Annotated in this window: 24 protein-coding genes and 1 riboswitch; of the genes, 19 read left to right on the top strand and 5 right to left on the bottom strand. The window is 32.6% G+C overall.

Features of this window, described 5'->3' with window-relative positions; all coding sequences use genetic code 11:
• Positions 1-123 precede the first annotated feature (123 nt).
• The gene (locus MHI39_RS13400; RefSeq protein ID WP_139358081.1) at positions 124-222 is read left to right on the top strand and encodes a putative holin-like toxin; all 99 of its coding nucleotides are present in this window, start codon (positions 124-126) and stop codon (positions 220-222) included.
• Between the two features lie 385 nt (positions 223-607).
• On the opposite strand, the gene MHI39_RS13395 is transcribed toward MHI39_RS13400, so the two are convergent.
• Together MHI39_RS13395 and MHI39_RS13390 are read right to left on the bottom strand one after the other, a co-directional pair.
• Complete coding sequence (locus tag MHI39_RS13395) at positions 608-1,123, bottom strand: hypothetical protein (protein WP_058003784.1); 516 nt, start codon at positions 1,121-1,123, stop codon at positions 608-610.
• A gap of 96 nt (positions 1,124-1,219) precedes the next feature.
• On the bottom strand, positions 1,220-1,669 hold the full coding sequence (locus MHI39_RS13390) for a flavodoxin (RefSeq protein ID WP_071975860.1): 450 nt from the start codon (positions 1,667-1,669) through the stop codon (positions 1,220-1,222).
• 172 nt (positions 1,670-1,841) lie between these two features.
• Positions 1,842-1,939: riboswitch (SAM riboswitch) on the top strand.
• Between the two features lie 78 nt (positions 1,940-2,017).
• Between MHI39_RS13390 and MHI39_RS13385 the strand changes: the two genes are divergently transcribed.
• From MHI39_RS13385 to MHI39_RS13370, 4 genes are all read left to right on the top strand, one after another.
• Complete coding sequence (locus MHI39_RS13385) at positions 2,018-2,755, top strand: cyclase family protein (protein WP_071975861.1); 738 nt, start codon at positions 2,018-2,020, stop codon at positions 2,753-2,755.
• 55 nt (positions 2,756-2,810) lie between these two features.
• Complete coding sequence (locus tag MHI39_RS13380) at positions 2,811-3,920, top strand: 5-methyltetrahydropteroyltriglutamate--homocysteine S-methyltransferase (RefSeq protein ID WP_071975862.1); 1,110 nt, start codon at positions 2,811-2,813, stop codon at positions 3,918-3,920.
• A gap of 389 nt (positions 3,921-4,309) precedes the next feature.
• Positions 4,310-4,465 (top strand): DNA-binding anti-repressor SinI, encoded by a 156-nt coding sequence (gene sinI, locus MHI39_RS13375; protein ID WP_236722851.1) that lies wholly within the window; start codon positions 4,310-4,312, stop codon positions 4,463-4,465.
• A gap of 444 nt (positions 4,466-4,909) precedes the next feature.
• Positions 4,910-5,386, top strand: coding sequence for a GNAT family N-acetyltransferase (locus MHI39_RS13370; protein ID WP_058003780.1), 477 nt, complete (start codon positions 4,910-4,912; stop codon positions 5,384-5,386).
• Positions 5,387-5,579: 193 nt separating this feature from the next.
• Here the strand turns inward: MHI39_RS13370 and MHI39_RS13365 are convergent, their stop codons facing one another.
• Positions 5,580-7,217 (bottom strand): MDR family MFS transporter, encoded by a 1,638-nt coding sequence (locus MHI39_RS13365; protein ID WP_071975863.1) that lies wholly within the window; start codon positions 7,215-7,217, stop codon positions 5,580-5,582.
• 280 nt (positions 7,218-7,497) lie between these two features.
• On the opposite strand from MHI39_RS13365, the gene MHI39_RS13360 reads away from it, so the two are divergent.
• Complete coding sequence (locus tag MHI39_RS13360; RefSeq protein ID WP_342539328.1) at positions 7,498-8,376, top strand: TetR/AcrR family transcriptional regulator; 879 nt, start codon at positions 7,498-7,500, stop codon at positions 8,374-8,376.
• A 73-nt stretch (positions 8,377-8,449) separates the two neighbouring features.
• Here MHI39_RS13360 and MHI39_RS13355 read toward each other — a convergent pair whose 3' ends face one another.
• Positions 8,450-10,531 (bottom strand): EAL domain-containing protein, encoded by a 2,082-nt coding sequence (locus MHI39_RS13355; protein WP_342539327.1) that lies wholly within the window; start codon positions 10,529-10,531, stop codon positions 8,450-8,452.
• Positions 10,532-10,895: 364 nt separating this feature from the next.
• Here MHI39_RS13355 and MHI39_RS13350 point away from each other — a divergent pair, with 364 nt between their 5' ends.
• The 12 genes from MHI39_RS13350 to MHI39_RS13295 all read left to right on the top strand — a co-directional run bounded on the left by MHI39_RS13350 (position 10,896) and on the right by MHI39_RS13295 (position 21,906).
• On the top strand, positions 10,896-11,636 hold the full coding sequence (locus MHI39_RS13350; RefSeq protein WP_259545442.1) for a class I SAM-dependent methyltransferase: 741 nt from the start codon (positions 10,896-10,898) through the stop codon (positions 11,634-11,636).
• A 189-nt stretch (positions 11,637-11,825) separates the two neighbouring features.
• On the top strand, positions 11,826-12,392 hold the full coding sequence (locus MHI39_RS13345) for a sigma-70 family RNA polymerase sigma factor (protein WP_058003775.1): 567 nt from the start codon (positions 11,826-11,828) through the stop codon (positions 12,390-12,392).
• Entirely contained in the window at positions 12,389-13,516 is a 1,128-nt protein-coding gene (locus MHI39_RS13340) for a DUF4179 domain-containing protein (RefSeq protein ID WP_058003774.1), read from the top strand. The genes MHI39_RS13345 and MHI39_RS13340 overlap by 4 nt, the downstream gene beginning before the upstream one ends.
• Positions 13,517-13,670: 154 nt before the next feature.
• Complete coding sequence (locus MHI39_RS13335) at positions 13,671-14,804, top strand: copper amine oxidase N-terminal domain-containing protein (RefSeq protein WP_058003773.1); 1,134 nt, start codon at positions 13,671-13,673, stop codon at positions 14,802-14,804.
• 134 nt (positions 14,805-14,938) lie between these two features.
• Positions 14,939-16,263, top strand: a protein-coding gene (locus MHI39_RS13330; RefSeq protein ID WP_259548449.1) for an IS3 family transposase whose coding sequence is annotated in 2 segments (ribosomal slippage) — positions 14,939-15,317 and positions 15,317-16,263 — 1,326 coding nt in all. Because the reading frame shifts where the segments join, the coding sequence is not laid out codon by codon here.
• Positions 16,264-16,546: 283 nt separating this feature from the next.
• Positions 16,547-17,374 carry a methyl-accepting chemotaxis protein gene (locus MHI39_RS13325; RefSeq protein ID WP_071975870.1) on the top strand — a complete coding sequence of 276 codons (828 nt, stop codon included), beginning with the start codon at positions 16,547-16,549 and terminating at the stop codon, positions 17,372-17,374.
• Complete coding sequence (locus MHI39_RS13320; RefSeq protein WP_180211869.1) at positions 17,371-17,550, top strand: hypothetical protein; 180 nt, start codon at positions 17,371-17,373, stop codon at positions 17,548-17,550. The genes MHI39_RS13325 and MHI39_RS13320 overlap by 4 nt, the downstream gene beginning before the upstream one ends.
• An 82-nt stretch (positions 17,551-17,632) precedes the next feature.
• Positions 17,633-18,142 carry a hypothetical protein gene (locus tag MHI39_RS13315; RefSeq protein ID WP_342539325.1) on the top strand — a complete coding sequence of 170 codons (510 nt, stop codon included), beginning with the start codon at positions 17,633-17,635 and terminating at the stop codon, positions 18,140-18,142.
• Positions 18,135-18,809 carry an HAD-IA family hydrolase gene (locus tag MHI39_RS13310; protein WP_342541400.1) on the top strand — a complete coding sequence of 225 codons (675 nt, stop codon included), beginning with the start codon at positions 18,135-18,137 and terminating at the stop codon, positions 18,807-18,809. Before MHI39_RS13315 ends, MHI39_RS13310 begins: the two co-directional genes overlap by 8 nt.
• Positions 18,810-18,814: 5 nt before the next feature.
• Positions 18,815-19,429, top strand: a complete 615-nt coding sequence (locus MHI39_RS13305) for a Type 1 glutamine amidotransferase-like domain-containing protein (protein ID WP_342541447.1) — start codon at positions 18,815-18,817, stop codon at positions 19,427-19,429.
• A 32-nt stretch (positions 19,430-19,461) separates the two neighbouring features.
• A complete protein-coding gene (locus tag MHI39_RS13300) occupies positions 19,462-20,652 on the top strand; it encodes a peptide ABC transporter permease (RefSeq protein WP_342541399.1) in 1,191 nt (396 codons plus the stop codon).
• A gap of 33 nt (positions 20,653-20,685) precedes the next feature.
• Positions 20,686-21,906, top strand: coding sequence for an MFS transporter (locus MHI39_RS13295; protein WP_342541397.1), 1,221 nt, complete (start codon positions 20,686-20,688; stop codon positions 21,904-21,906).
• Positions 21,907-22,777: 871 nt separating this feature from the next.
• Here the strand turns inward: MHI39_RS13295 and MHI39_RS13290 are convergent.
• Positions 22,778-22,969 carry a Mas-related G-protein coupled receptor member D gene (locus tag MHI39_RS13290; protein ID WP_342541395.1) on the bottom strand — a complete coding sequence of 64 codons (192 nt, stop codon included), beginning with the start codon at positions 22,967-22,969 and terminating at the stop codon, positions 22,778-22,780.
• Between the two features lie 180 nt (positions 22,970-23,149).
• Here MHI39_RS13290 and MHI39_RS13285 point away from each other — a divergent pair, with 180 nt between their 5' ends.
• Positions 23,150-23,860 (top strand): class I SAM-dependent methyltransferase, encoded by a 711-nt coding sequence (locus tag MHI39_RS13285; protein WP_259545433.1) that lies wholly within the window; start codon positions 23,150-23,152, stop codon positions 23,858-23,860.
• The last annotated feature ends 77 nt before the right edge of the window (positions 23,861-23,937 follow it).

Below are 23,937 nucleotides of genomic sequence, written 5' to 3'. Positions count from 1 at the left end.
AAGTAAAGGTAGTAGAATGGTAGGATTTTTTAAAAGTATTATAGAGATACGAACGTATGTGCTATAATTAATTATACACAGCGTGTAGGGTGGCTATCCCTTATTGAAAGGGGGTGGTTACTATTGGTCACCGTATACGAGGCAGTTTCATTAATGATAATGTTTGGAACATTAATTGTAGCCGTTATTGCGGTTGTCATTTCCCTCGTTAAACGGAAATAACCCATCCCGCTAATGACCTTGAGTTTAAAAGGGGATAGGTTATCTAAATTAAGGGCCACTGCACTTTAGTAGTGCTGTGATAAGGAACATTGGCTGCAACCAATGTTCCTTATAAAAGATTTTCTCTTATTAAGTATATACAAAATAAATCGGAGAATCCAACAAACAAAAACAAGCCCTATCTGTACAGACGTAGCAGAAGGGCCCGTTTTATCATAGAGGGAGAAACTAATTTATCTAAAAGATTTCGATTGCCATTGCATTAGTTGGTAATGGAATTGATTGGTCACAATTTAAATGGGAACGTATAATCGGTTGTCTCTTACAATTAAAATGTGTTTTTTCTCCACCCTATGCCTGGAAAAGAACTCTCATCTTTTCCAGGTTAGAAGTAGTTTTCATCATCAAAATCGAGAATGATGGAATAATTTTTTGCATTAATAATATTTGAGAGTTTATGAGCATCTCTTTCTATTTGAATTGCTTTTTTGCGATAATCCTCAGGTTCGAATAGGGCTATTTGATAAATGCTTGTATGCTCAGACATTCCATATTGAAATTCTTCTTTAACTGCAGTTCCCAATTCTTTATATAACCGAGCTTTGGCACGAAGTTGCGTTGCTAATTCTATCGCTTCAACAATGGTTAGCTCTTCATTTTTAAAGGTAATTGTATGATCAATATTTGCTCTATACATTAAACGATCCAGTAATCTTGCATCTTTCCTTACCACATCTAATTCATCATCAACCTGCTGAACATTTCTTATTGGTTTTTCAGGAACTTCTCCTTTTTCGATTGTTGTAAATGCTACTCTACGAATCTCATCCTCCAGGTCATGAATCATTTTTGTCATAATACTTTTTAATTTTACCGCTTCAGCAAGATTAATTTTCCCCAAAATTGTCAGCCTCCGATCCAAATAGTAAGGATATTTTACCATTACAAATCCAAAACTAGCAAATTAAAACAATAAAACATCGGATTTTCTACTATATTAAGAGTTTATCCGCTTAATAAAATCTCTGCCGAATTGTTTGCATCGTTCTTCCTCATCTCCCTCTGGCATTAAATCAATTTTCAATCCATCAAGTACAATATTAGCGCCAAGTTCAATCAATTTTTCCGTAATTAAATCAACTGCTACGCAGAAAGTATCTTCATAAAAAGAATCACCGGAACCGAAGACGGCTCCAAATTTCCCTGATAAGTCCAATTGCTCCATTTCTTCATAAAATATCATAAATTCATCGGCAATGACTCCACCTTCGTATGTATAGGAACCTAAAATAAATCCATCATATTTTAATAATTCCTTTGGATCTGCACGAAGAGATTCCTTTACGGTAATAGAATAGCCTTCTTCTCTAATGGCTTCCGCAATGAGATCTGAAATGATTTCCGTATTGCCTGTCATACTAGCATACACCAATAATATTTTCTTCATTTTAATCCTCTATTCTAATTGTTAAATCGTAAAATTCATCTATATCCTATCATAGCTTGGATATTTTATCTAAAAACTAGTATATTGATTTTGCGCAATAAATTTTTATTTTTTTATATTGACATTCTCTTTGCAAAATTGTAGAGTAATATTTAATTAAATATTGGTAATTTTCTTATCCAGAGAGGTGGAGGGACTGGCCCTTTGAAGCCTCAGCAACAGACAGATGTACTGTGCTAATTCCAGAAGCAATACGCTTGAAGATAAGAAGAGAATATGTGATGTCTACAATGCCTCTTCTTGTTTATAAGAAGGGGCTTTTTACATTTGAAAAAAGGAGTGAAGATTATGTCAAGTGAACTTTTTAAAGTAATCCAATTTTTAAAGGAAAAGCGATGGGTTGATTTGACCCATACTTTTGGTCCAGACTCTCCACATTTTTCAGCATTTGATTCCGCAGACTTTCAAACACTATTTACTCATGATGATGGATTTTTTGCACAGAATTTTAAATTTCCAGGTCAGTATGGCACCCATATAGACGCACCGATTCACTTTGTTCGCAATGCAAGATATTTAGATGAGTTAGATTTAAAGGAGCTAATTTTACCGTTAATCGTTATTGACAAGTCAAAGGAATCAGCATTAAACCATGATTTTACCTTGTCAGTAAAAGATATACTAGCTTTTGAAGAGGAATATGGAATTATAGAGGAAGGTACATTCGTTGCCTTGCGTACAGATTGGAGTAAGAGATGGCCAAATATAGCAGAATTTAATAACCAAGATTCTGAAGGTAATAACCACGCCCCTGGTTGGTCACTCGATGCATTGGAGTTTTTATTTAAGGAAAGAAATATAAAGGCAATAGGACATGAAACATTTGATACTGATTCAAGTATCGACTTCAAGAATAATGGTGCGCTTTTAGCAGAATACTTTGTACTTGACCAAGATACATACCAGATAGAACTACTAACGAATTTGGATCAAGTACCTGCAAAAGGTGCAGTTATTATTAATGTTGTACCTAAACCTGAAAAAGCCTCAGGTTTTCCTGTACGATCATTTGCCATTTTACCATAAGCGCTGATTGATATGAATGTATCAAATGATTAAAATATGAAAGAAGGAAAATATGATGACAAATTCGATTACACTCACTAAAGCTCCATTCCGTGCTGATCATGTAGGTAGCTTATTAAGACCAGACAATTTACACAGAGCTCGTAATGAATATAAGGAAGGAAAAATTTCTTATGAACAATTACGCCAAGTAGAAACAAACGAAATTAAAAGAATAGTAGATAAACAAATAGAAATTGGTTTAGAGTTAGTTACAGATGGGGAATTCCGACGTACGTGGTGGCACTTAGATTTCCTAGAACATTTTAATGGAATAGAAGGATATGTACCTGAAAGAGGATATCAATTTCAAGGTGTAGAGACGGAAAAATATCAAATTCGGAATACTGGAAAAATAACATTCCCTACTGATCATCCATTTATTAAAGATTTCCTCGAATTTAATGATATCGTAGCAGGAAGGGCAGTGGCCAAACAAACGATTCCGAGTCCAAATCAGCTTTTCCATGTTGGAATACGTGATGAAGCTATATACCCTGATATTGAGGAATTTGCGAAAGATGTCATTCAAGCCTATAGAAGAGCGATTCAATTATTTTATGATGCCGGGGTAAGGTATTTACAGTTAGATGATGTTTATATAGCAGGACTTTCAGCACCAAATAAAGTCTTTGAAGAAGGTGGATATTCAAGGGAGCAGTATATTGATTTAGCTTTACGTGTTATTAATGGTGTATTGGAAGGGAAACCAGAGGATTTGGTTGTAACTACCCATTTATGTAGAGGAAACTATCAATCTACTTGGTTATTTGAAGGAAGTTATGCGCTAATTGCTCCTACATTTTTTGCTAAGGAAAAAGTTAATGGATTTTTCTTAGAATATGATGATGAACGCTCAGGAGATTTTCAGCCATTGGAATACATTCCTAGAGAAGGTGCGAGAGTTGTACTTGGTGTAGTCACTTCTAAAAATGGAGAGATAGAGGACAAGGAAGCAATTATAGCTCGTATTAATGAAGCAGCAAAATATGTTCCACTCGAACAATTATGCTTAAGTCCACAATGCGGTTTCGCCTCCACTCATCATGGAAATAAACTAACCGAAGAACAGCAATGGAAAAAATTAAAGTTTATAGTTGATGTGGCAAAAGAAGTATGGGGCTAAGGGAATATAATTTATGAGATTTGAATCCGAGTAAATTCCTATGTAAAAAATAGGAATTTACTTTTTTTATGAAGAGATGCGGCTCTTAGTTCTTTCGTTCAAGAAAAAATATAAGAAAGACTATCCTCCATGCTTGTAGAATCTATTTGAGGAAATTATGTACTTGTTACTAATTGAACGTATAAATTTTTAAAATATATAACTTTAGATAGGTTTATTTCCCTATTGTTTTTGCTAAAGTTAAATTAATCGTAAATTGTCAGACAATTCATCTCTTCATCTGGAATCATAATATTATACATAATTGTCTATTTTCAGAATGATTAGAGAGTAGTCTGTATAGCCCCTTAATTTTTACAAATATGATGTTGTTGGAGGCATGAAGGACGATGGAACAAATGGATGATAAAGAAAAAAAGAAGCGGCAAAACGATCAGTTGGATAATGAATGGGTTGAAATGATGAAAAGAGCAAAATGTATGGGGCTAAGTGTTCAAGAAGTACATGCTTTTTTACAAGAAAAAAAGAAAATTTCCATTCATTGAGAGATAGAGAAGATTTTTAGAAAAAAAGATGAACAAGAAGGTAAGTAGTTCTGTTTTTGTGGTGAATCAATGTAAATAATATATGGATTAGTAACCTTTTTAGCATAGTCAATAATTGATTTATTTTCGCTAATATATCAACGTTTTAAAAGAAAACTGGCCAAAAATAGCATTCTAAATAGCAACCTTACTAGCATCTTGACAATAAAAATTGTCATTGAGTAAATGAGGGTGATATTTTACTTGTTATTAGATATGTCAATTTGGGTCTTTTCGAATAAATTTAGAGATTTATAACAATATTTAGTAAAATAGAGTTAGAGATTTTGAACATTCAGTTCTTCAACTTAAGAGCAGAATGAATGTCTAAAGCATTTTGGGCAAGAGTGAGAATTGGTAAATTCCAATTAAAAACAAATATCTGGGGAGGGGGGAGAAAAAAATATGGATTTATTCATAAGAAACGCTAAACAAAGCGACTACGAATCATTGTTACCTTTATTTAGGCAGGTTCATGAATTCCACGTTTTTATAAGACCAGATTTGTACAAAGAGAATTCCACTCCAATCGAACAAGGTTTTTTTGAAAGCCAACTACTTGATGGCAAACAGCATATTTTTGTCGCTACTACAGGCAATGATATAGTTGGCGTTGTAGTGGCAAAGGAAGAAGAAGTAACTGAAAATACTTTTGTTAAAGCGAGGAAAGTATTATATATAAAGAGTTTATGCGTTGTTGAAACACAGAGAAAGAAAGGTATTGGAAAAAAACTGATTAAATACGTTTTTGATTTTGGAAAAAGCCTCAAGGTTGATTGTATTGAATTGGGAGTATCCGAGGAAAATACATCTGCCATTGAATTTTATAAGTCAATTGGGATGAAAACGAAGAGTAGAAAAATGGAGATTATATTGAACTAACGAGGCAGCTTTAGTTGAACAGAACTATACATAAAAGAATAAAAGCTTGGGATTTTCCCCAAGCTTTTTATTAGCTGTTTAAATTGTAAATTTACTTAAGTATTTATGTTATGATATCGTAGGTTATTTTGTCTGCGATTTTAGATTTTCTCAACGTTATCTGAACTACTTACCATGAAGCACAATTTTTGTATTAATTAGCTTTTTCGGTAGAGGCAGTATCCTTATTCGCCTCTGCAAAATAATCATCATCCTTTAACCCGATTTCCGGTAGGAAGAACGTACCAATAAAGGTAAGGCATCCAAATACGACAGCGACGATGAACAGGTGATGTACACCAGTAGTAAGTGAAACTTTAACTGCATGTAAGAAGCTATTATAAAGCTCGATACCAGCATCACCTAATTTTTTGAAATTCGTAGCAAGTGCCTCTTGAGCTTCCTTTGTTAATAGTGCTTGAGGATTTACATCACCCATTTTCTCTTTCATCTGCATCAATTGCTTAGGTAATGAAGTTTCTAGTTTATCTGCAAAACCATTATTTAAAATTGATCCAAATATCGGGGAAGCAATTACTCCACCAAGGGATGAGACGAATTGCTGTGTTGCGTTAACAGTTCCCATCATCTTATACGGAAATGCATTTTGAACGGCAATGTTCAATAATGGCATTAAGGAGCCAATCCCTAATCCAAGCACAATCATATTGATAATAACGGTTGGATATGTTGTATTAACATCCATTTGTGTAAATAAAAATAAACCTACCGCCATTAATATTGCGCTAATATGGGACAGCTTTTTATATTTACCAGTCCGAGACATAATTTGACCAGAGACAACTGAACCTACAATAAAACTGATCATCATAGGTGACATAACAAGACCACTGCTTTGTGCATCAAGACCAACTACACCTTGAACGAATAGAGGTAAAAACATTGTTGCACCAAACATCCCCATCGCAACGAATATTCCAAGAATTAAAGATGTGCTAAATATTTGGTTTTTAAAGAGCTTCGTATCGATAACCGGGTTGGCCGCTTTTCGTTCATAAATGTAAAATAGAATGAGTATAATAATACCTGCACCAAATAGAGATATTTCAACTGGGCTACTCCAATCGTATTTACTACCCGCCCATGTAAATCCAAGGAGAATTGGAAGAAGACCAAGTACAAGTAAGAACGAACCAATCCAATCGATGCTTGCTTGCTCACTTGTTCGTACTTTTGGTAAAGCAAAAAGAACCCCAATTAAGGCAAGGACTGCAAAAGGTAAGTTGACATAAAATACCCAACGCCAACCCCATTCATCTGTAATCCATCCTCCTATTGTTGGTCCTAGAATACTAGAGAGTCCAAAGACTGCACCGATAACTCCCATCCAACGTCCACGTTCTTTTGGATTAAAGATATCGCCAATTGTTGCACGTGGCATACTCATCATCGCACCAGCACCAATTCCCTGAATGGCACGTGCAATAATTAACATAAGCATATTTTGTGCTAATCCTGACACTGCAGAACCAACAGCAAACATGATAAGACCGAAGATATAGAAAGGTTTTCTACCGTATACATCGGATAATTTACCATAGATAGGTACCGTTACTGCTGAAGTAATCATAAATGCACTAAATATCCATGCATACAATTCAAATCCATTTAAGTCTCCAATAATGGTAGGTATTGCAGTTGAAACAACAGTTTGATTCATGGATGAGAAAAACATTGTCATCATAACTGTTGCAAGTGCCCACCACTTTCTTTTACCTGTAATCTGGTTGGTTGTTTGTATACCAGAATTACGATTTTGTTTGACAACCATATTACACTTCTCTCCCTTAATTATAAAATTGACTGACTGGTCATGGCAAAATATAATATAACCGAATATGATCTTATTATCAAGAAGAAAATTTCTTGAAAATGGAATTAATAACTGGCTTCAATTTGCATTTTTTGTCGGATACCGCCACAAAGAATCAATTTCGACTAAGCAGTCAATAACCAATGGGTCAATTTTAGGTATTCATGAGATCCGTGGAAAATATGTAAATATGAGAAATGATCATTATCTGTTAGAATAAATTAAAGGGTGAAATGATATGAGAGATAAATATAAAGATAAAAAAACAAAAATTATCCAAACAGCAACCGTATTATTTTCTGAAAAGGGGTTTCATGCTGCATCAATGCAAGAAATTGCAGATGCAAGCAATGTATCAAAAGGGACGATTTATACTTATTTTTCCTCAAAGGATGATTTATTATATTCTATTATTCGTTATTATATTGAACATGTTGTAACTAAAATGGGGGAAGCGTTTGAGGAAGATTTAACCCCTAAGGAAAAGTTTTCAAATTTATTGAGAGTATTATTAAATGAACGTTATCAATATAATGAGTTCTTTTCCATGATCCATCAAGAACAAATATTCTCAAAAAAAGTTAAACAAATATTTATCCATTTACATGAACATTCATTTAATTGGTTGAAATTGTTATTACTAGAGGAGTTTGGAGAAAAGGTACGTCCATATATTCCTGAAGGATATATTTTATTTCTTTCCATATTAAGAGGCTATTTACGGGTTAAAGCTTATGATGAAAAAATTATTAATAATGATCAGTTAGCTATTCATATTACGGAAAGAGTTTATGATCTTCTACATGCAATGATCGATCAAGAAGTTTCACCAATTCTAACTGAACAATTTATGCATGAAATTCATAATAGTTTCGAAAATACACGGAATAATGATAGCTTAGAAAAGATTTTAAAAGAAATGACCCTAATTGTCCAATCATTATCCTTAAGTATAAGGGAAACGAAGGAATTATTAAGTTCGATTGATTTTTTATATGCAGAGTTTAAGAAGAAGGATCCACAAATCTTTTTAATAAAAGGAGTGTTAGCTAACTTTTCTCAAATAAAAGAAATAGCTCCTTACCGCATTCAAATTGAAAAGTTTTTAGGGTTATAAATAGTCAAAAAAGCAGGAAGGAGTACACAGACTCTTCCTGTTTTTTTATCTTAAAGATTCATTATTTTATTTATTAGTAAAGATATACTTTTTCTAACAATTTAATAAATTGTTCAGCTGAAACAGGTGGACTAAATAAATATCCTTGTAGCTGATCACAACCATACTGTCGAAGATATTGATGCTGTTCCTCCGTCTCTACTCCTTCTGCAACAACATTCATTTTTAAATCGTGTGCCAGATTAATTATGTATTTTGTAAGCGGAGCTTCGTCAGCTAAAAAGTTATTAATAAAATACTGGTCAATTTTGATCGTATCGATTTGAAACTTTTTCAAATAAATTAAAGATGAATATCCAATACCGAAATCGTCTAGTGAAATACGTACCCCTAAATTCTTTAGTATTTTTATAGAAGAGGCAAATGATTCTTCATTTCGAATTAGCACACTTTCAGTAATTTCCAATTCTATCAAAAAGGGGTCTACACCGGTATCCTCCATTATTTGAACGAATGTCTCCGCCCAATCATGCTTTAAGAATCGTTTAGGAGAAATGTTAATAGATATTGGAACTAGCGGAATATTTTTTTGCTTCCATTTGTTGATTTGTTCACATACAGTTCGAAAGGACCAATCCGTCAATTGAAAGATTATTCCGTTTTCTTCTGCTAGTGGTATGAACTCCTTTGGGGAAACAATTCCATTTTTGTGGTGTTTCCAACGAATTAAGGCTTCTCCACTATGGATTTGACCTGTTTTCGTATTTACTTTCGGCTGAAAATGTATGAAGAATTCGTTTTTCTTAAGTGCCTTTCTTAAATCTCTTTCGAGAGTATAGAGTTTGAAAAATTCCTTTTCCATTGTATAAGTATAGATTTGATAATTATTTTTTCCAGCTTCCTTAGCACGGTACAAGGCATTATCTGCTTTTTTAAATATGTGATTCATTTCATTGCATTTATTATTAGAAACTGCAATACCAATACTAGTTGTGATATATAATTCGTAGCCCTCAATGAAAAAGGGCTCCTCTAAACATGAAATTATTTTTTTCGCAATTGAAATAGGATAGTCAATGTTATTTATATTTCGAAGGATGACAGAAAACTCATCTCCGCCCATTCTGGCAACTAAGTCATGATGGGATACGCATTGCTTTAGCCTGGAAGAGATTTCAATTAATAGTTTATCTCCAGTTAAATGACCAAATGTATCATTTACACGTTTAAAACCATCCATATCCAAACACATGACAGCGAATTTTTCATGCGAACTAGAACGAGCAGAAGATTTAATTAAAAGATTGAGCTCCTTATCAAAAAATCTCCGATTAGGAAGAGTTGTCAAAAAATCATGATGAGCTAAATAAGCCATCTTGTCTTCTGATTTTTTTTGTTCAGATATATCAGTAACAATCCGATCTATACGTATTAGGTTTCCTTTCAAATCAAAACTAGGAATACTTTCCTCCATTACCCATTTTACTTCACCATTTTTGTGAACTATCCGATATGAGTGCTTAACTTTTTCCCCTATTTTTAGTTTTTTCATACTTGAAAAATAGTTAGTTATATCTTCCTGATAGACGATAGACTTCCATACAATTCGCTTTTCTTGAAAATCTATAGAAGCATAACCAGTGATGGATTCGATACCATTAGAACAAAATAAAATATTATTTGAGTTTGTATCCATTGACCATATACCGACTTTTAAGAAGAGATCTGAAATTTCTTTTGCCCGTTGTAAGACTTGTTGATTAAAGTAACTCTGATTAGTAATATCAATCGTTGTTCCTATCATTCGAACCACTTGATTATTTTGATCCAATAGGACATCAGTAGTAGTAGATACTATTCTTTCTTTCCCATCTTTTCGAAGAATACGATAGTTAATAGAGTATCCTTTTCCTTTATTTAGCGCTTCATAATGGGTGATTAAATAATTATCCCGGTTATTTGGATGAATGAAGTCAATTACTTGATTAAATGTAAGTTCTTGTTTTTTATTCAAACCAAAAATTTTGTATATTTTTTCTGACCAATAGAATTCATCTTTAGTAAAATTATAGTCCCATATTCCTATGTCCAGAAGTTTATGTTCATGATTAATTTTCAATTTCCATCGATTTAAGGCATCATTTTCTTTGTTCATTGTTTAATCTCCTATTTTGTAAATGATGTCGTTTCTTGATGAATAAACACAGTTGTTTTGCTAGAAGGACACCCTCGGTTGGCGTAGCGTTTTTGCTGCAAACAAATTTAACTTTTAGAATATAGCATATATGAATAAAAAGTAGGAATGGTTTCAGATGAAAATAGGAAATATGACTCATATAGAAGTATAAAAACAAGTGAATGAAAATAATTTAACATACCATCAGGTTATGCTATTTTAATATAATTTTTTAAATCTATTCATTTTGTTGAAAAATTCTAATCAAAAAAGAGGTTACAGGTAAATTTTAGCGAATAGAAATAGATGAATATTTAGTTTTATACGTAAGGAGTGAAATTAATTGGCATATAAAGATTCATCCGCCTATGATAATAATCTATTTTTCGAACAGTATATGAAGAGAAGGCATCGTGAAGAAAGCCCTAATATAATTATTGAAAAGCCAGCATTACTTGAGTTAATAGGAGATGTGAACGATCAGGTGATTTTGGATTTAGGCTGTGGGGATGCATCGCTTGGTATAGAATTTATAAAGAGCAATTGTCAATCATATACAGGAATTGATGGATCCAAAAATATGTATCATAAGGCAATACAAAATCTTTATGGAACAGTAGGGGAAGTATTTCTTACGAGTATGTTAGATTATAAATATCCATCGAATTCTTTTGATATCGTGACGTCACAATTAGCCATTCATTATATAGAAGATATTCGCCAGTTATTTGAAAAGGTTTATGAAACATTAAAAGTTGATGGTCGTTTTATTTTCAGTGTTCAACATCCAATACTTACATCATCTGTTGAAAGTATGACTACCAATGGAAAGAGGACAAATTGGCTTGTTGATCATTACTTTTATTCTGGTAAAAGGGTAGAACCTTGGATTGGTGAGCAGGTAATAAAATATCATCGTACGATTGAGGAATATTTTGCTACACTACAAAAATCTGGTTTTGTTATTGAAGGTTTAAAAGAAGCAACCCCGGTGAAGGAAAATTTCAAACGTATAGAAGAATATGAGAGAAGAATGAGAATCCCGTTATTTTTATTGTTTTCATGTAGAAAGCCTTCACATTAATTAAAGAGGAAGAAGAGTGGATAAACCCATTTTTCTTCCTTTTTTTCTTATAAAAATTCTAATCATTCATCCACTTTGCATCATTTTAAAAATATTCATACTCGCACAAAAATAATGAGAGAAAAAAATAGGATCAATCGTTATATAAAGTGTAAAAGACTTTTACAAAAATAGAAGGAGATCAAATGAATGAAATCAACAGAAAAGAATTTTATTAAGCGCTTAAAACGGCATGAAGAGGATGCATTGGAGTACATTGTTGAACAATATTTACCTTTAGTAAAAGGCATTACACAAAAAATTCTCTCTCCTTTAAAGAACAATGGTCTTATCGATGAATGTATAAATGATATTTTTCTATCCATATGGAATCATTCTAAAAAGTTTCATGGAAACTCCAAGGATTTTAAAAAATGGATTTGTGTGATTTCAAGATTTAAATCGATTGATTATTACAGGAAAGCAACAAAGAAAAAAGAGCTAATTTCAGGAGAAATAGAAGTAAATAATGAGAAATCAGTGGAAGATGAATTAATTTTTTTAGAAAATAGGAACGAACTCATAGCCTTGATTAATCTCTTAGAGCCAATCGATCGCGAAATTTTAATCATGAAATACTTTTTAGGTTTTAAGACTGATGAAATTTCAGCGAAGCTCGGTATAACAAGATCGGCTATTGAAAACCGAATCTACCGAAGCAAAAAGAAATTATCTAAAAAAGCGACAAGCCTTACACTAGGAGGAAGTCTTATATGAAGGATATTTACGAATTGCTAACTGAAGTGGAGATAGATGAAAAAGAATTTATAGAAGTAGAAGTCAATAAAGATGAATGTTTTAAAGTAAAAAAAGCATTACAAATAGCTATTCAACAAAAGGAAAAAAAGAAGAGATGGTGGAAAAAAGCTGCAATCGCTGCCATAGTATCTGGAATTTCAGTTACAATGGTTGGATTAACTGTTCCTTCATATGCAGGAAACATTCCAATTATTGGAGATATTTTCCGTTTTTTCGATAATAACAATGAAATTAGTAATCAACCACCAAATCAAAAAGGTGGTAAATATGAACACTATAAGGAATATTCTAATGCTTTAAATCTAGTCCAGGAAGACAATGGTATTAAATTTACAGTGAATGATGCGATATTTGATGGAAAAATTGTCACTTTAACCTATACGATTGAAAGCGCTAAAGATTTAGGGGACAATCCCCAAATTAGTTTTCCAACTATTAAAAAAGCTCAAGGAGTAGCTGGTACAGGCACGGTTTCTAGGATTGATAGGAATAAATATGTAGGAATATTGACTGCAAGTAATATTTCTGATGTAGCAGATCAAACTGTAACGATTGATTGGAGGATAGATAAAATACGAAATCTAGAAACGAATCAAGAAATAAAAGGACAATGGAAATTTAATTTTACCCTTGATTCACCAAAAAGCAACTTACTTATAGTTAATAAAAGTGTGAAAAAAGAAGGTGTTATAGCTACAATAACCAAGATAACCCTTTCACCAATGTCTTTTACTGTTTATTATGATCGAGAAGTGTTAAAAGCAATTAGAAATCAATTTGATGCGGTCGATATAGACATAGAAATAAAAGATAATCTCGGTAATAGGTATGGTGGCCAAGTTAATGGAGGCAAAGAGGAAGAAAATAAATTAACTATGAGTAAAACATTTGGGAAACTTAATGAAAATGCGAAACAACTAATTATTACCCCACATATTACATTCAGAAACTTCACGGCTGATACTTATGGTGGTGTAGAGATCTCAGAAAATGGTGACAAGAAAACGATTATCCCATCAAAAAGTAGTGGCAAAAGAAAAGAACTATTGATGGATGAAATTATAATAGATATAAATGATTAGAGGGGCTTGTCAATTAATGGGTCTAAATCCTTAATAGTCATACCCTGTCGTCATGAATTCTGTCAAATAAATGATTTTAATGGAAATTAATTGAAACTTTTTTGTTTTTAATTCGTCATATATAGTGAATAAAACTAAATTTGGAGGAAAGAGTATGTCAAAATTAATAAAATCTTCTATTCTATGTTCACTTATTCTATTGTTTATGGTTGGTTTTAGTATAAAAAGTGATGCTAAGCAATCGATCACTTTAAAAGTGAATGGGTGGAATGAACAACTGGGATCCGAACCATTTATTGAAAAAGGGTATGTATATATTCCTCTGAGAAATGTATCGGAACTTTTAGGATATAAAGTTGATTGGGATGTTTCCAAGCGAGCTGCTACTATTATTGGAATTAACAATAAATTAGTCTTAAACAGTTCTAGTAATTTAGCAATAAAAAACGGAAAATCGATGAAAATGAATCCGTCCATGAAAATGATCAATAATAAAATTTATGTCCCATTGCGATTCATTTCCGAAATGATGGGGGATCAAGTTCAATGGGAACAAAAATCAAAAACAATCTCAGTTACCAGTAAATATATTTTGGTCAAAGCAAAGTACCAAAATTCGGAGTATTGGGTGAATAAAATAAATGGAGACTTATACTTTGTAGTAGGAAGCAATCTTCCAAAAAAAATTGGCCAAACAGATTTAAAGGTTCCGATAAAAACTCAACGAGATTATCGTGTTTCTCTTGAAGCCAAACAAACACCAAAAGGAAATGTGCTTCTCAATCTCGATAATAATCACGGTGAGCCAGGATTAAGTACTGATCGATATTCTATTTATCTAAAAGATAATAAGATCATCAAGAAAACAAAAGTTTTCTATTACAATCGATGGATGGAGAATATTTCAACGGTTCAAAATAAAGTAGTTATGACAGATGGGAAGAAACTCTATGTATATGATGATCAAACGACGAAGTTAATTACTGAGTATGACTTGGTTGCTTTAGGTGGGGAAGATGAGAATTATTTTATCGAGGGAATGGGTCAAGATTATCTATTAATTCGACCAAATCTTAAAGGTGTACTAATGCTTGTTAAACCTAATACAAAAGAAAAAGTAGAATTATATAAAGAAATCTTTAAGAATGATCCTGAAAAATTAGAGTACTTTGAAGAAAATGATACACCATATAGGGGCGATGACTTGAAATTTATAGAAGAAAAGAATGGTGTATTGTATTTTAAAACTTCAGTATTCAATGAGAAAACAGTACAATATAAATTGTAAAAAAAAGATGCTACCTAGTCATGTGAACTGAACCCCGAATAGTAGACACTTAAAAAAAAGTGCCCTATTCGGGGTTTTTTCTATGGGAAAAGCCCGTTATACTTAACATAATTAATTTGAACGGGAGTTATCTTATGAGTAAAATCTATTTTAATGAACATCAACGTCAACTATTAGAAGCCAATCCCAATGTTGCTTCAGTATCTGATCGAGCGATTCAATATACACCTGAATTTAAAATTAAAGCAGTAAATGAGAACTTAGCTGGGAAAGGACCTACTCAAATCTTTATAGAAAATGGGTTTGATCTTGAAATGATTGGCCCTAAAAAAGCTAAATCAGCTTTGAAGCGTTGGAGAAATACTTTTAATCAATATGGAGAAAATGGTTTTTTGGAAGAACGTCGAGGAAAAGGAAGTACGGGAAGACCAACAACTAGTGAGTTATCCGCTGATAAGAAGCTAGAAAAAGCAGAGGCTCGTATTCGTTATCTCGAAGCTGAAATTGAATTACTAAAAAAGCTAGAGGAACTCGAAAGGAAGGCGAAGAAACACAAGTAGCTCCACATGAAAAATACGCAGTCATCAATGAAGTAATTCGTAAATATCAACTAATCAATAGTGTCTCTGAGCTATGTACTGTCGCACATGTTAGTCGCAGTGGTTATTATGCATGGCTGCAGAATACTGAAAAACATGCCATTCGTGAGAACAATGATTATGAGGATTATCTCTTTTTAAAGTGCATCTATGATGCATTCAAAGGGAAAGTTGGCTATCGTGGACTTTATATGAAAGTATGTGAATTACTTGAAAACCCAATGAACCCAAAGAAAATACGCCGTCTAATGCGCAAGTATAATTTCTTTGCGAAAGTGCGACGTGCAAACCCATATAAAAATATTGCAAAAGCTACTCAAGAACATAAGACATTACCAAATAGATTAAACCGTGAATTTACACAAGACGAGCCGGAAAAAGTATTTTTAACTGACATTACCTATTTAAAGTATCGAGGAAAAACAGCCTATCTATCCTGTGTTAAGGATGTCGCTACACGTGAAATAGTGGCATATGAATTATCACAAACATTGAAAATGTCGATTGTTTACAATACTCTAGCAAAATTAGAAGAGAAATTAGGGAATAATGTACATCCAGAAGCCATGATACACTCTGATCAAGGTTTCCATTACACGCATCCAGAATTTCAAAAAAGGGTGAAACAGATGAATTTGAAACAATCTATGTCACGTAGAGGGAACTGTATCGATAATGCACCAATGGAATCCTTCTTTGGACATATGAAAGATGAAATGGACTATAAAGAAGTTCATACATTTGAAGAACTAAAACAATTAGTTAATCAATATATGATTTTCTATAATGCATCAAGAAGACAATGGAATTTAAAAAAGATGACTCCGGCAGAATACCGAAGTCATCTAATCGCTGCTTAAATAGCAGGGTTACTTTTATTAAACTGTCCGAAATTTAGGGCGCAGTTCAATGTTGACAGGTAGCATCTTTTCTTTATTCAATTGTGTAATTTGCATTCTGAAAGAAGAATTCGATTTTACTAGAATATTCTAAATGGAATTTTTAGATATTCTTTTTTTTATTTTTAAATTTCACATAGGCATTTAGTAATGGGTTTACCTTACAAAAAATCATAAAAATGGCAACTCATTATTTAATAAATATTTTATAATAAAAATAAAAAATAAAAGGATGTTCTCTAACATGACTGATACAGTAGGTCAAACTATAAGTACTCTGGAAATGAATGAAAAGGCAGTTTTATCTGCTTTAGAATTAAATTTAGCGATGATTGAATTTAGCCCAAAAGGTGAAGTGATTTGGGTGAATAATAATTTTGCTCAAGCATTAGGCTACAAAGTGTCAGAAATGAAAAATATGTTACATAGTCAATTATGTACAGAAGAATTTAGAAATAGCGCGGAATATGCGAAACTATGGTCCGATTTAAGAATGGGTAAAAAGTTTCAGGAGAAGATACAAAGAGTTCACAAAAATGGCCAATTATTGTGGCTCGAAGCTACTTATATTCCTATTTTAGATCAAGATGGGAGAGTTAATGCTGTTTTAAAGATTGCTACAGACATTACAGATAGAGAAAATAAAACATTACATATCATCTCTCAATTAAATCGTTTATCAGTAGAATTAGGAAATATCGTAGTAGTTCATTCGAAAGAAAATATTGAAGCACTACAATCATTAAACGAACAAACAAATAGAATAAGTGATATTTCAAAAACGATTCAACACATCTCTTCACAAACCAATATGCTTGCATTAAATGCAGCAATTGAGGCTGCACGGGCTGGACAATATGGATTGGGTTTTAAAGTTGTAGCGGGTGAGGTACGAAATTTATCTAATAATGTGGACGAAGCAATAAAAAAAGTAAATGCGAATATAGAGACAATAACAAGAGAGGTTGTTAGAGTAAGCCATTTAACAGAAAAGTTACAAAATAAAGTGATTGATACGCAATCTAAAATCAGTCACACGATGGAAGAATTTGAAGGTATAACAATGGAATGAAAAAAGTATATTATTTTATTTTGAGGTTAAAGCGATTCTTTGTAGAGAATCGCTTATTTGTATTATTGAATCCTTTTTTCTTTTATGATTTTCCAAAAATTTTCTTTATGATCGAAATTGTCAAAGAGAAGATGAAGGATTTAGAAGGACTAATGTTGAAAAGAGTAAAGGAATGAGAGATTTATCTGTATTCTAATTAAGTGGATTCTTAATTTTCTTCTGTATAAAGAACCCTATTCATTACAAGGAGGTATATCAATGAAGACAGTATCCAAATATTGCTGCGTTCTATTTATGATATTACTACTACTTAATGGATGTAGTTCTTCACAAGAGAAAAAGAAGGATGCTAAAAATATGAATAAAGTAATTTCAAAATATATTATCGACCACAATAAAAATGCCTATGTAGAAACTGAAAAACAATTTGAAGTCCATAAGATATATGGAAAAACAGAAAAGAAGGGTATGGTCGATGTTTATATGTATTCACTTTATGAGGGATACAATCATGAAACGATGGCAAAACCTCAATCAGGTGGATCACGTCCAGTATTCATCCGCTTACAAAAAGATGGGGAAAAATATAAAGTAATAGATTATAAGGAGCCTAAAAGTGGAGAGAGTTTTGTCACTTCTATTAAGAAAATGTTTCCATCTGAATATGCGAAAACAACGATTAAAGATAGTGATAAGGCCAAAGATTTACAAAAAATGATGGAAAAGAAAGTGAACAAATGGCTAAGTGAGTTGAAGAAGGTTGATTAAAGCAGTGTTATTTGACTTTGATGGAACATTATTAGATCGTGATGCCTCTGTGGAAAAATTTATTCATTCTCAATACAATCGATTCATTCAATACTTCGATCACATACCACAAGATAAATATACTACAAGGTTTATTGAGTTAGATGCCCATGGGTATGTTTGGAAAGATTTAGTGTATCAGCAGTTAATAAAGGAATTTCAAATTACAAAGATTTCTTGGAAACATCTTTTTAATGATTATGTAGATAATTTTAAAGATAGTTGTATTCCATTTCCGCATCTATATACAATGCTCGAAGAGTTACAAAAAAAGGCATTTAGATTAGGCATAATAACGAATGGATTTGGTCAGTTTCAAATGAATAATATTGAGGCATTAGGAATTAAATCATATTTTGATACAATTTTGATTTCAGAATGGGAAGGTTGCAAAAAACCATATCCAACCATTTTCCAAAAAGCAATGATGCGGTTAAATGTAGTTCCGAGAGAGAGCATTTTTGTAGGAGATCATCCTGTCAATGATATAAAGGCAGCACAAACTGTGGGCATGGTAACCATCTGGAAAAAATCAGATCAGTTTAAGTATGGAGAAGCAGAATTTGTATTGGAAGATTTAAGTCAATTACCAAGGTTAATTGAAAAAATTAAAAAGGATGGTACGTGACAGAAATGGTTTTAACTTCTAATGGCTTCTTTACTGAGGGAATTAGAAAACAGTTTTTAGAGCAAATGGAAGATGACGTCGAATATTATAAAGTGGGAATTATAACAACAGCATCAATTCAAAAGGAGAATAATAGATTTGCCTTAAAGGCGAAAAAGGATTTTCTGCAGATGGGATTCACGCAGGTTGGTTTTATTGATATTGAATATGATAATCTGCAGCTACTGGAACAATGTCAAATCATTTATATTAACGGAGGGAATCCTTTTTATTTATTATACCAGATGAAGAAAAGTCGTACGGACATTATATTGAGGGATTTTGCATGCCGTGGAAACATGATTATTGGAGTGAGTGCCGGAGCAGTTGTACTGGGTCCTAATATTGAGATTGTTCATTATTTTACACCAGAAATGAATAGTATAAAATTGCGGGATTTTAAAGCATTAGGATTAACTAATAAAATAATTTTTCCTCATTATGATCGTGAAGATTTATTTTTAAATTCAGAGGGTAAGTCTATTGAAGATCGGTTACAGGAATACGAATCCCTACATAACTGTATGATTACAAGGTTAAAAAACAATCAATTTTTGATAAGTGAATATTTGATTGAATAGGAGGATTTATTCTATGGAAGGAGCCTGTAGGCATGAAAATCGATTTATATCAATTAATGGATGAAATTAATACGACTATTACAAATCGCTATTGGGAGGGCTTTAAACCAGTAGCCTTCGCTATTTATAATGAGGAAAAAGTATTTTTATTTAATCATCCGAACTACATGTCAAAGTTTCCTACATTTGTCGTGTTATCTTGGGATGATCGCTTTGTTGGCGATACTTTAATATTATTTGAGGATTATCCTACTGCGATTGTTAATTTTGATATAATCAGTGATTTTGCAGAATTATTTTCGCTTCTTATACATGAATTATTCCATGGCTATCAGCACTTACAAGGTGAAAAGCGGTTTCCTGATGAAATACTCGGGATTACATATCCGTTAACTAGGGAAAATATTGAATTAAGAAATCGAGAAAGGATTTCACTTTATCGAGCGGTTCTTTCAAATCAAGCGGAAGAGATCATTCAATTTTTCTCTATTAGAGAAAAAAGAAAAGAGCTAATAGGGGAATATTTTCACTACGAGACATTAGTTGAAACGATTGAAGGTCCAGCATGGTATGTTGAATGGAAGGCTTATTGTGATAAATCACGGCAATCGGATTCTGATTATTTACAAAAGTATGGAAAAATGCTGATTGATCAAACAGAATCCTGCTTAAATATTAGAAGAAGTTGTTATAGTTCAGGGATGTTCATCTGCTTACTACTAGACAAACTATCACCTGGATGGCATAAAAGCTATTTTCAATCTAACCTCTCTTTATATGAATTTTTTAGTAGGAAGATTCAATTAGAGAACAATCAATATATCAAGGTAGAGATTAGTAAAGAAACGGATGAGATGATTGAATTTGTGAACGATCAAAGAGAACAGGAATTTGGTCAATTCATTCATAAACCTGGTTACCATCTATTGATTGAAGGGTCCATGAAAGTAAATGCTTTTGATCCAATGAATATCGTATTAAGTGGTAAAAAAGTTTTGCATCGAAATTTTATAAAATTAATCATCAATAATGAGGAATATCTTTTTCAATATCCTGTTATAACCTACTTTCATCATAATTGGCGAAATATACATCAGCTTCACATAATTTTGAATCAAGAACCTATATCCATGAAAGATTGTTTATTAATTGATGGAGTAGGAAAAATCAAGGGTGAATATACGAAAAATAAAGATGGATATTTTTTAAGAGTAAAGGATTAGTTGGTTAGAATGTCACATGGAAAAGGGGAAAAAATGAACATTTGGAAAAAACCGATTCTGTTACTCTCTGGAATCGGTATATCTTATTTAGGAAATTGGATCTATTTAATTGCTTTAAACCTTTCTATTTTAGAACTTACTGGTTCTGCAGCTGCAGTAGCGGGTCTGTATATCATTCGACCAATTGCTGTACTACTAACAAATATTTGGGCTGGCAGTGTAATTGATCGCGTAAATAAAAGATATTTAATGATTGCAATTGATTTAATAAGAGGAGTTCTCGTCTTTTGTATTCCTTTTATCGGTTCCTTATGGATCATTTATACAATTCTATTAATGATTAATATTGTCGGTTCATTTTTTGGTCCAAGTTCATCTGTATATATAACAAAGCTAATACCTAGAGACAATCGAAAGAGATTTAATTCAATCATGAGTATGACGAATTCAGGTGCATTTCTGCTTGGTCCAGCAATTGCCGGAATTCTTATCATGCATGTTGGAACGGAACTTTGCATCATTATAAATGCAGTTACTTTTTTAGTTTGTGCCTTTTTTATCTATCTTCTCCCGAATGTGGATGAGAAATCGAATAACCCACAGTTACAAATCCATTGGAAAATGATCATGAAAGATTGGATAATTGTTAAAAATTTTGCACTGAAAGCGAGGAATTTTATTATTATTTATCTGTTATTCCAGCTTGCCTTACTCATAGGTTTTTCATTAGACTCACAAGAGGTAACTTTTATTAAACAAAATATAAAATTATCTGATCGAGATTATGGAATAATTGTCAGTATAACCGGAATTGGTTCATTAACAGGTGCAGCAGTTGCGGCTATATTAGCCAAAAAATTACAACTCAAACTCTATTTAGGTGTGGGGATGCTTCTTACCTCGGTAGGTTATGTCGGGTTTTATTCATCATATAATTTTCTGACTGCTACATTAGCCTTTATATTTTTGGGCTTTTTTATGGCGTTCGCTAATGCAGGGTATGCTACTTTTTTCCAAAATAATGTACCAATAGAAATTATGGGGAGATTTAGTAGTATAGCCGATATGTTTCAAGGTGTTGTACAAATTGGATTAACCCTACTATTAGGCTTATTTGCTGAATGGTATACACTTCAATTAGTTTGTTTAATTTTCTCCATTATTGGAACTGTATTAGCAGTGATACTATTACTTACTATTTTTATCCCTTCAAAAGCAGTCTTATTTGAGGAAAATAAAAAAATGACAGGTTAATCAAGAAAATTGGGTAAAATGCGTCTTAGGGATGGTGGTTGGAAACAGATAAATCGTGAATATTGAAGAAAATGTGTCTCAAGAATAGGGTTGGATACACATAAACCGGGAATTTCGTTGAAAATGTGTCTCCACAATAGGGTTGGAAACACATAAACCAGGAATTTCGTTGAAAATGTGTCTCAAGAATAGGGTTGGAAACACATAAACCGGGAATGCCGTTGAAAATGTGTTTCCACAATAGGTTTGGAAACAGATAAACCAGGAATTTCGTTGAAAATGTGTCTCAAGAATAGGGTTGGAAACACATAAACCAGGAATTTCGTTGAAAATGTGTCTCAAGAATAGGGTTGGAAACACATAAACCAGGAATTTCGTTGAAAATGTGTCTCAAGAATAGGGTTGGAAACACATAAACCAGGAATTTCGTTGAAAATGTGTCTCAAGAATAGGGTTGGAAACACATAAACCAGGAATTTCGTTGAAAATGTGTCTCAAGAATAGGGTTGGAAACACATAAACCAGGAATTTCGTTGAAAATGTGTCTCAAGAATAGGGTTGGAAACACATAAACCGGGAATGCCGTTGAAAATGTGTCTCCACAATAGGGTTGGAAACACATAAACCGGGAATGTTGAAGATAATGTGTCTCAAGAATAGGGTTGGAAACAGATAAACCGGGAATGCCGTTGAAAATGTGTCTCCACAATAGGGTTGGAAACAGATAAACCGTGAATGTTGAAGAAAATGTGTGTCAACATTCAAGTTTGAGCACAAAAATTCACTGAGGGTTTACTCATACAACAAAAATAAGGTAAAGAATTTAAACACTTGGGAGCAGTCTGATCTATTTTAGCAGACTGCTCTTTTTCTATAACACTTGGTAAAGAATATAGGAGGAAAAACTTAGAACATACATAATAAAAATCCCAACCATTAGTTTAACTGACTTCTTTGAAATATCTAATGCCTCCTTTAATCCACTATTTAACAGTAACTCAATAAAAATCATGATGGAAATTCCAAAGCAGAGAAATGCCAATGAAAAGTAAAAAGCTTCCATTGTAACCTCCATATAATTTTCAGATATCTTCATTTTACTGATAAACTTATAGTATTTAGTTTAAAATCATTAAAAAAAAGCCTCATGTCGATGATGATATCCATAAATTTGAAGGAATAACATAAAGTAATAGAGAAATTGTAAGGTGAACCATTCATTTACATATTTACGAGGTGAAAAATGAAAGAACAAATAAAAAGAACCTTTAATCAGCTTGCTCATGCTTATGAAAATAGTGTCGATAAAGTTAGTCTTCATAATCGTGAGTATGAAAGACCTTCTATGCTGAGGAACATCCCCAATAATATAAGAAGCATGAGAGTACTTGATGCTGGCTGTGCAGCAGGCTGGTATACCGAGCAATTAATCAATCGTGAAGCAAGTGTCGTTGCAACAGATTTAAGTCCAGACATGGTTGCTGCGACAAAAAGACGTGTGAAACAAAAAGCAGAGGTCATATGTGTAGATTTAGAAAAAGAGCTTCCATTCGATGATAATTCCTTTGATATGATTATTAGTTCACTAACTCTTCATTATATTAAAGATTGGGAAAAAACTTTTGGAGAGTTTCAGCGAATCTTAAAATCTAATGGAGTGCTTTTATATTCGGTACATCATCCATTCATGGATATACAAATCTCACAAAATGAAGATTACTTTGCAAAGGAATTATTGATTGATCGCTGGAATAAGGAAGGAAAAATAATAGAAGTACCGTTTTACCGACGTCCCTTGAACGAAATAATAAATGTGACCACTGCACATTTTATCATTGAAAAAGTGATTGAACCCCAACCAACACAAGCTTTCAAAACTGAGTCTCCTGAGAAATATGAAAAATTAATGAAAAAGCCACATTTTATAATAGTTAAGGCAATTAACAAAAAATGAGCAAACTTTAGAAAACTTCAAAGTATTTCCTGATTGCCTTAGCTATATTCCGATATTAATAATAAAGAAATGGATAC

The organism is Heyndrickxia sp. FSL K6-6286 (assembly GCF_038630395.1).
GTDB lineage: Bacteria > Bacillota > Bacilli > Bacillales > Bacillaceae_C > Heyndrickxia > Heyndrickxia oleronia.
This window is presented reverse-complemented; position numbering and strand designations above follow the sequence as displayed.

Excerpts from the sequence above, each read along its gene's own strand:
- sinI (WP_236722851.1), top strand. The coding sequence starts at position 4,310 with ATGGAACAAATGGATGATAAAGAAAAAAAGAAGCGGCAAAACGATCAG.
- MHI39_RS13355 (WP_342539327.1), bottom strand. The coding sequence starts at position 10,531 with ATGAACAAAGAAAATGATGCCTTAAATCGATGGAAATTGAAAATTAAT.
- MHI39_RS13315 (WP_342539325.1), top strand. The coding sequence starts at position 17,633 with ATGAAGACAGTATCCAAATATTGCTGCGTTCTATTTATGATATTACTA.
- MHI39_RS13290 (WP_342541395.1), bottom strand. The coding sequence starts at position 22,969 with ATGGAAGCTTTTTACTTTTCATTGGCATTTCTCTGCTTTGGAATTTCC.
- MHI39_RS13305 (WP_342541447.1), top strand. The coding sequence starts at position 18,815 with ATGGTTTTAACTTCTAATGGCTTCTTTACTGAGGGAATTAGAAAACAG.
- MHI39_RS13385 (WP_071975861.1), top strand. The coding sequence starts at position 2,018 with ATGTCAAGTGAACTTTTTAAAGTAATCCAATTTTTAAAGGAAAAGCGA.
- MHI39_RS13340 (WP_058003774.1), top strand. The coding sequence starts at position 12,389 with ATGAAGGATATTTACGAATTGCTAACTGAAGTGGAGATAGATGAAAAA.
- MHI39_RS13320 (WP_180211869.1), top strand. The coding sequence starts at position 17,371 with ATGAAAAAAGTATATTATTTTATTTTGAGGTTAAAGCGATTCTTTGTA.
- MHI39_RS13295 (WP_342541397.1), top strand. The coding sequence starts at position 20,686 with ATGAACATTTGGAAAAAACCGATTCTGTTACTCTCTGGAATCGGTATA.
- MHI39_RS13370 (WP_058003780.1), top strand. The coding sequence starts at position 4,910 with ATGGATTTATTCATAAGAAACGCTAAACAAAGCGACTACGAATCATTG.
- MHI39_RS13345 (WP_058003775.1), top strand. The coding sequence starts at position 11,826 with ATGAAATCAACAGAAAAGAATTTTATTAAGCGCTTAAAACGGCATGAA.
- MHI39_RS13335 (WP_058003773.1), top strand. The coding sequence starts at position 13,671 with ATGTCAAAATTAATAAAATCTTCTATTCTATGTTCACTTATTCTATTG.
- MHI39_RS13285 (WP_259545433.1), top strand. The coding sequence starts at position 23,150 with ATGAAAGAACAAATAAAAAGAACCTTTAATCAGCTTGCTCATGCTTAT.
- MHI39_RS13380 (WP_071975862.1), top strand. The coding sequence starts at position 2,811 with ATGACAAATTCGATTACACTCACTAAAGCTCCATTCCGTGCTGATCAT.
- MHI39_RS13365 (WP_071975863.1), bottom strand. The coding sequence starts at position 7,217 with ATGGTTGTCAAACAAAATCGTAATTCTGGTATACAAACAACCAACCAG.
- MHI39_RS13300 (WP_342541399.1), top strand. The coding sequence starts at position 19,462 with ATGAAAATCGATTTATATCAATTAATGGATGAAATTAATACGACTATT.
- MHI39_RS13325 (WP_071975870.1), top strand. The coding sequence starts at position 16,547 with ATGACTGATACAGTAGGTCAAACTATAAGTACTCTGGAAATGAATGAA.
- MHI39_RS13390 (WP_071975860.1), bottom strand. The coding sequence starts at position 1,669 with ATGAAGAAAATATTATTGGTGTATGCTAGTATGACAGGCAATACGGAA.
- MHI39_RS13360 (WP_342539328.1), top strand. The coding sequence starts at position 7,498 with ATGAGAGATAAATATAAAGATAAAAAAACAAAAATTATCCAAACAGCA.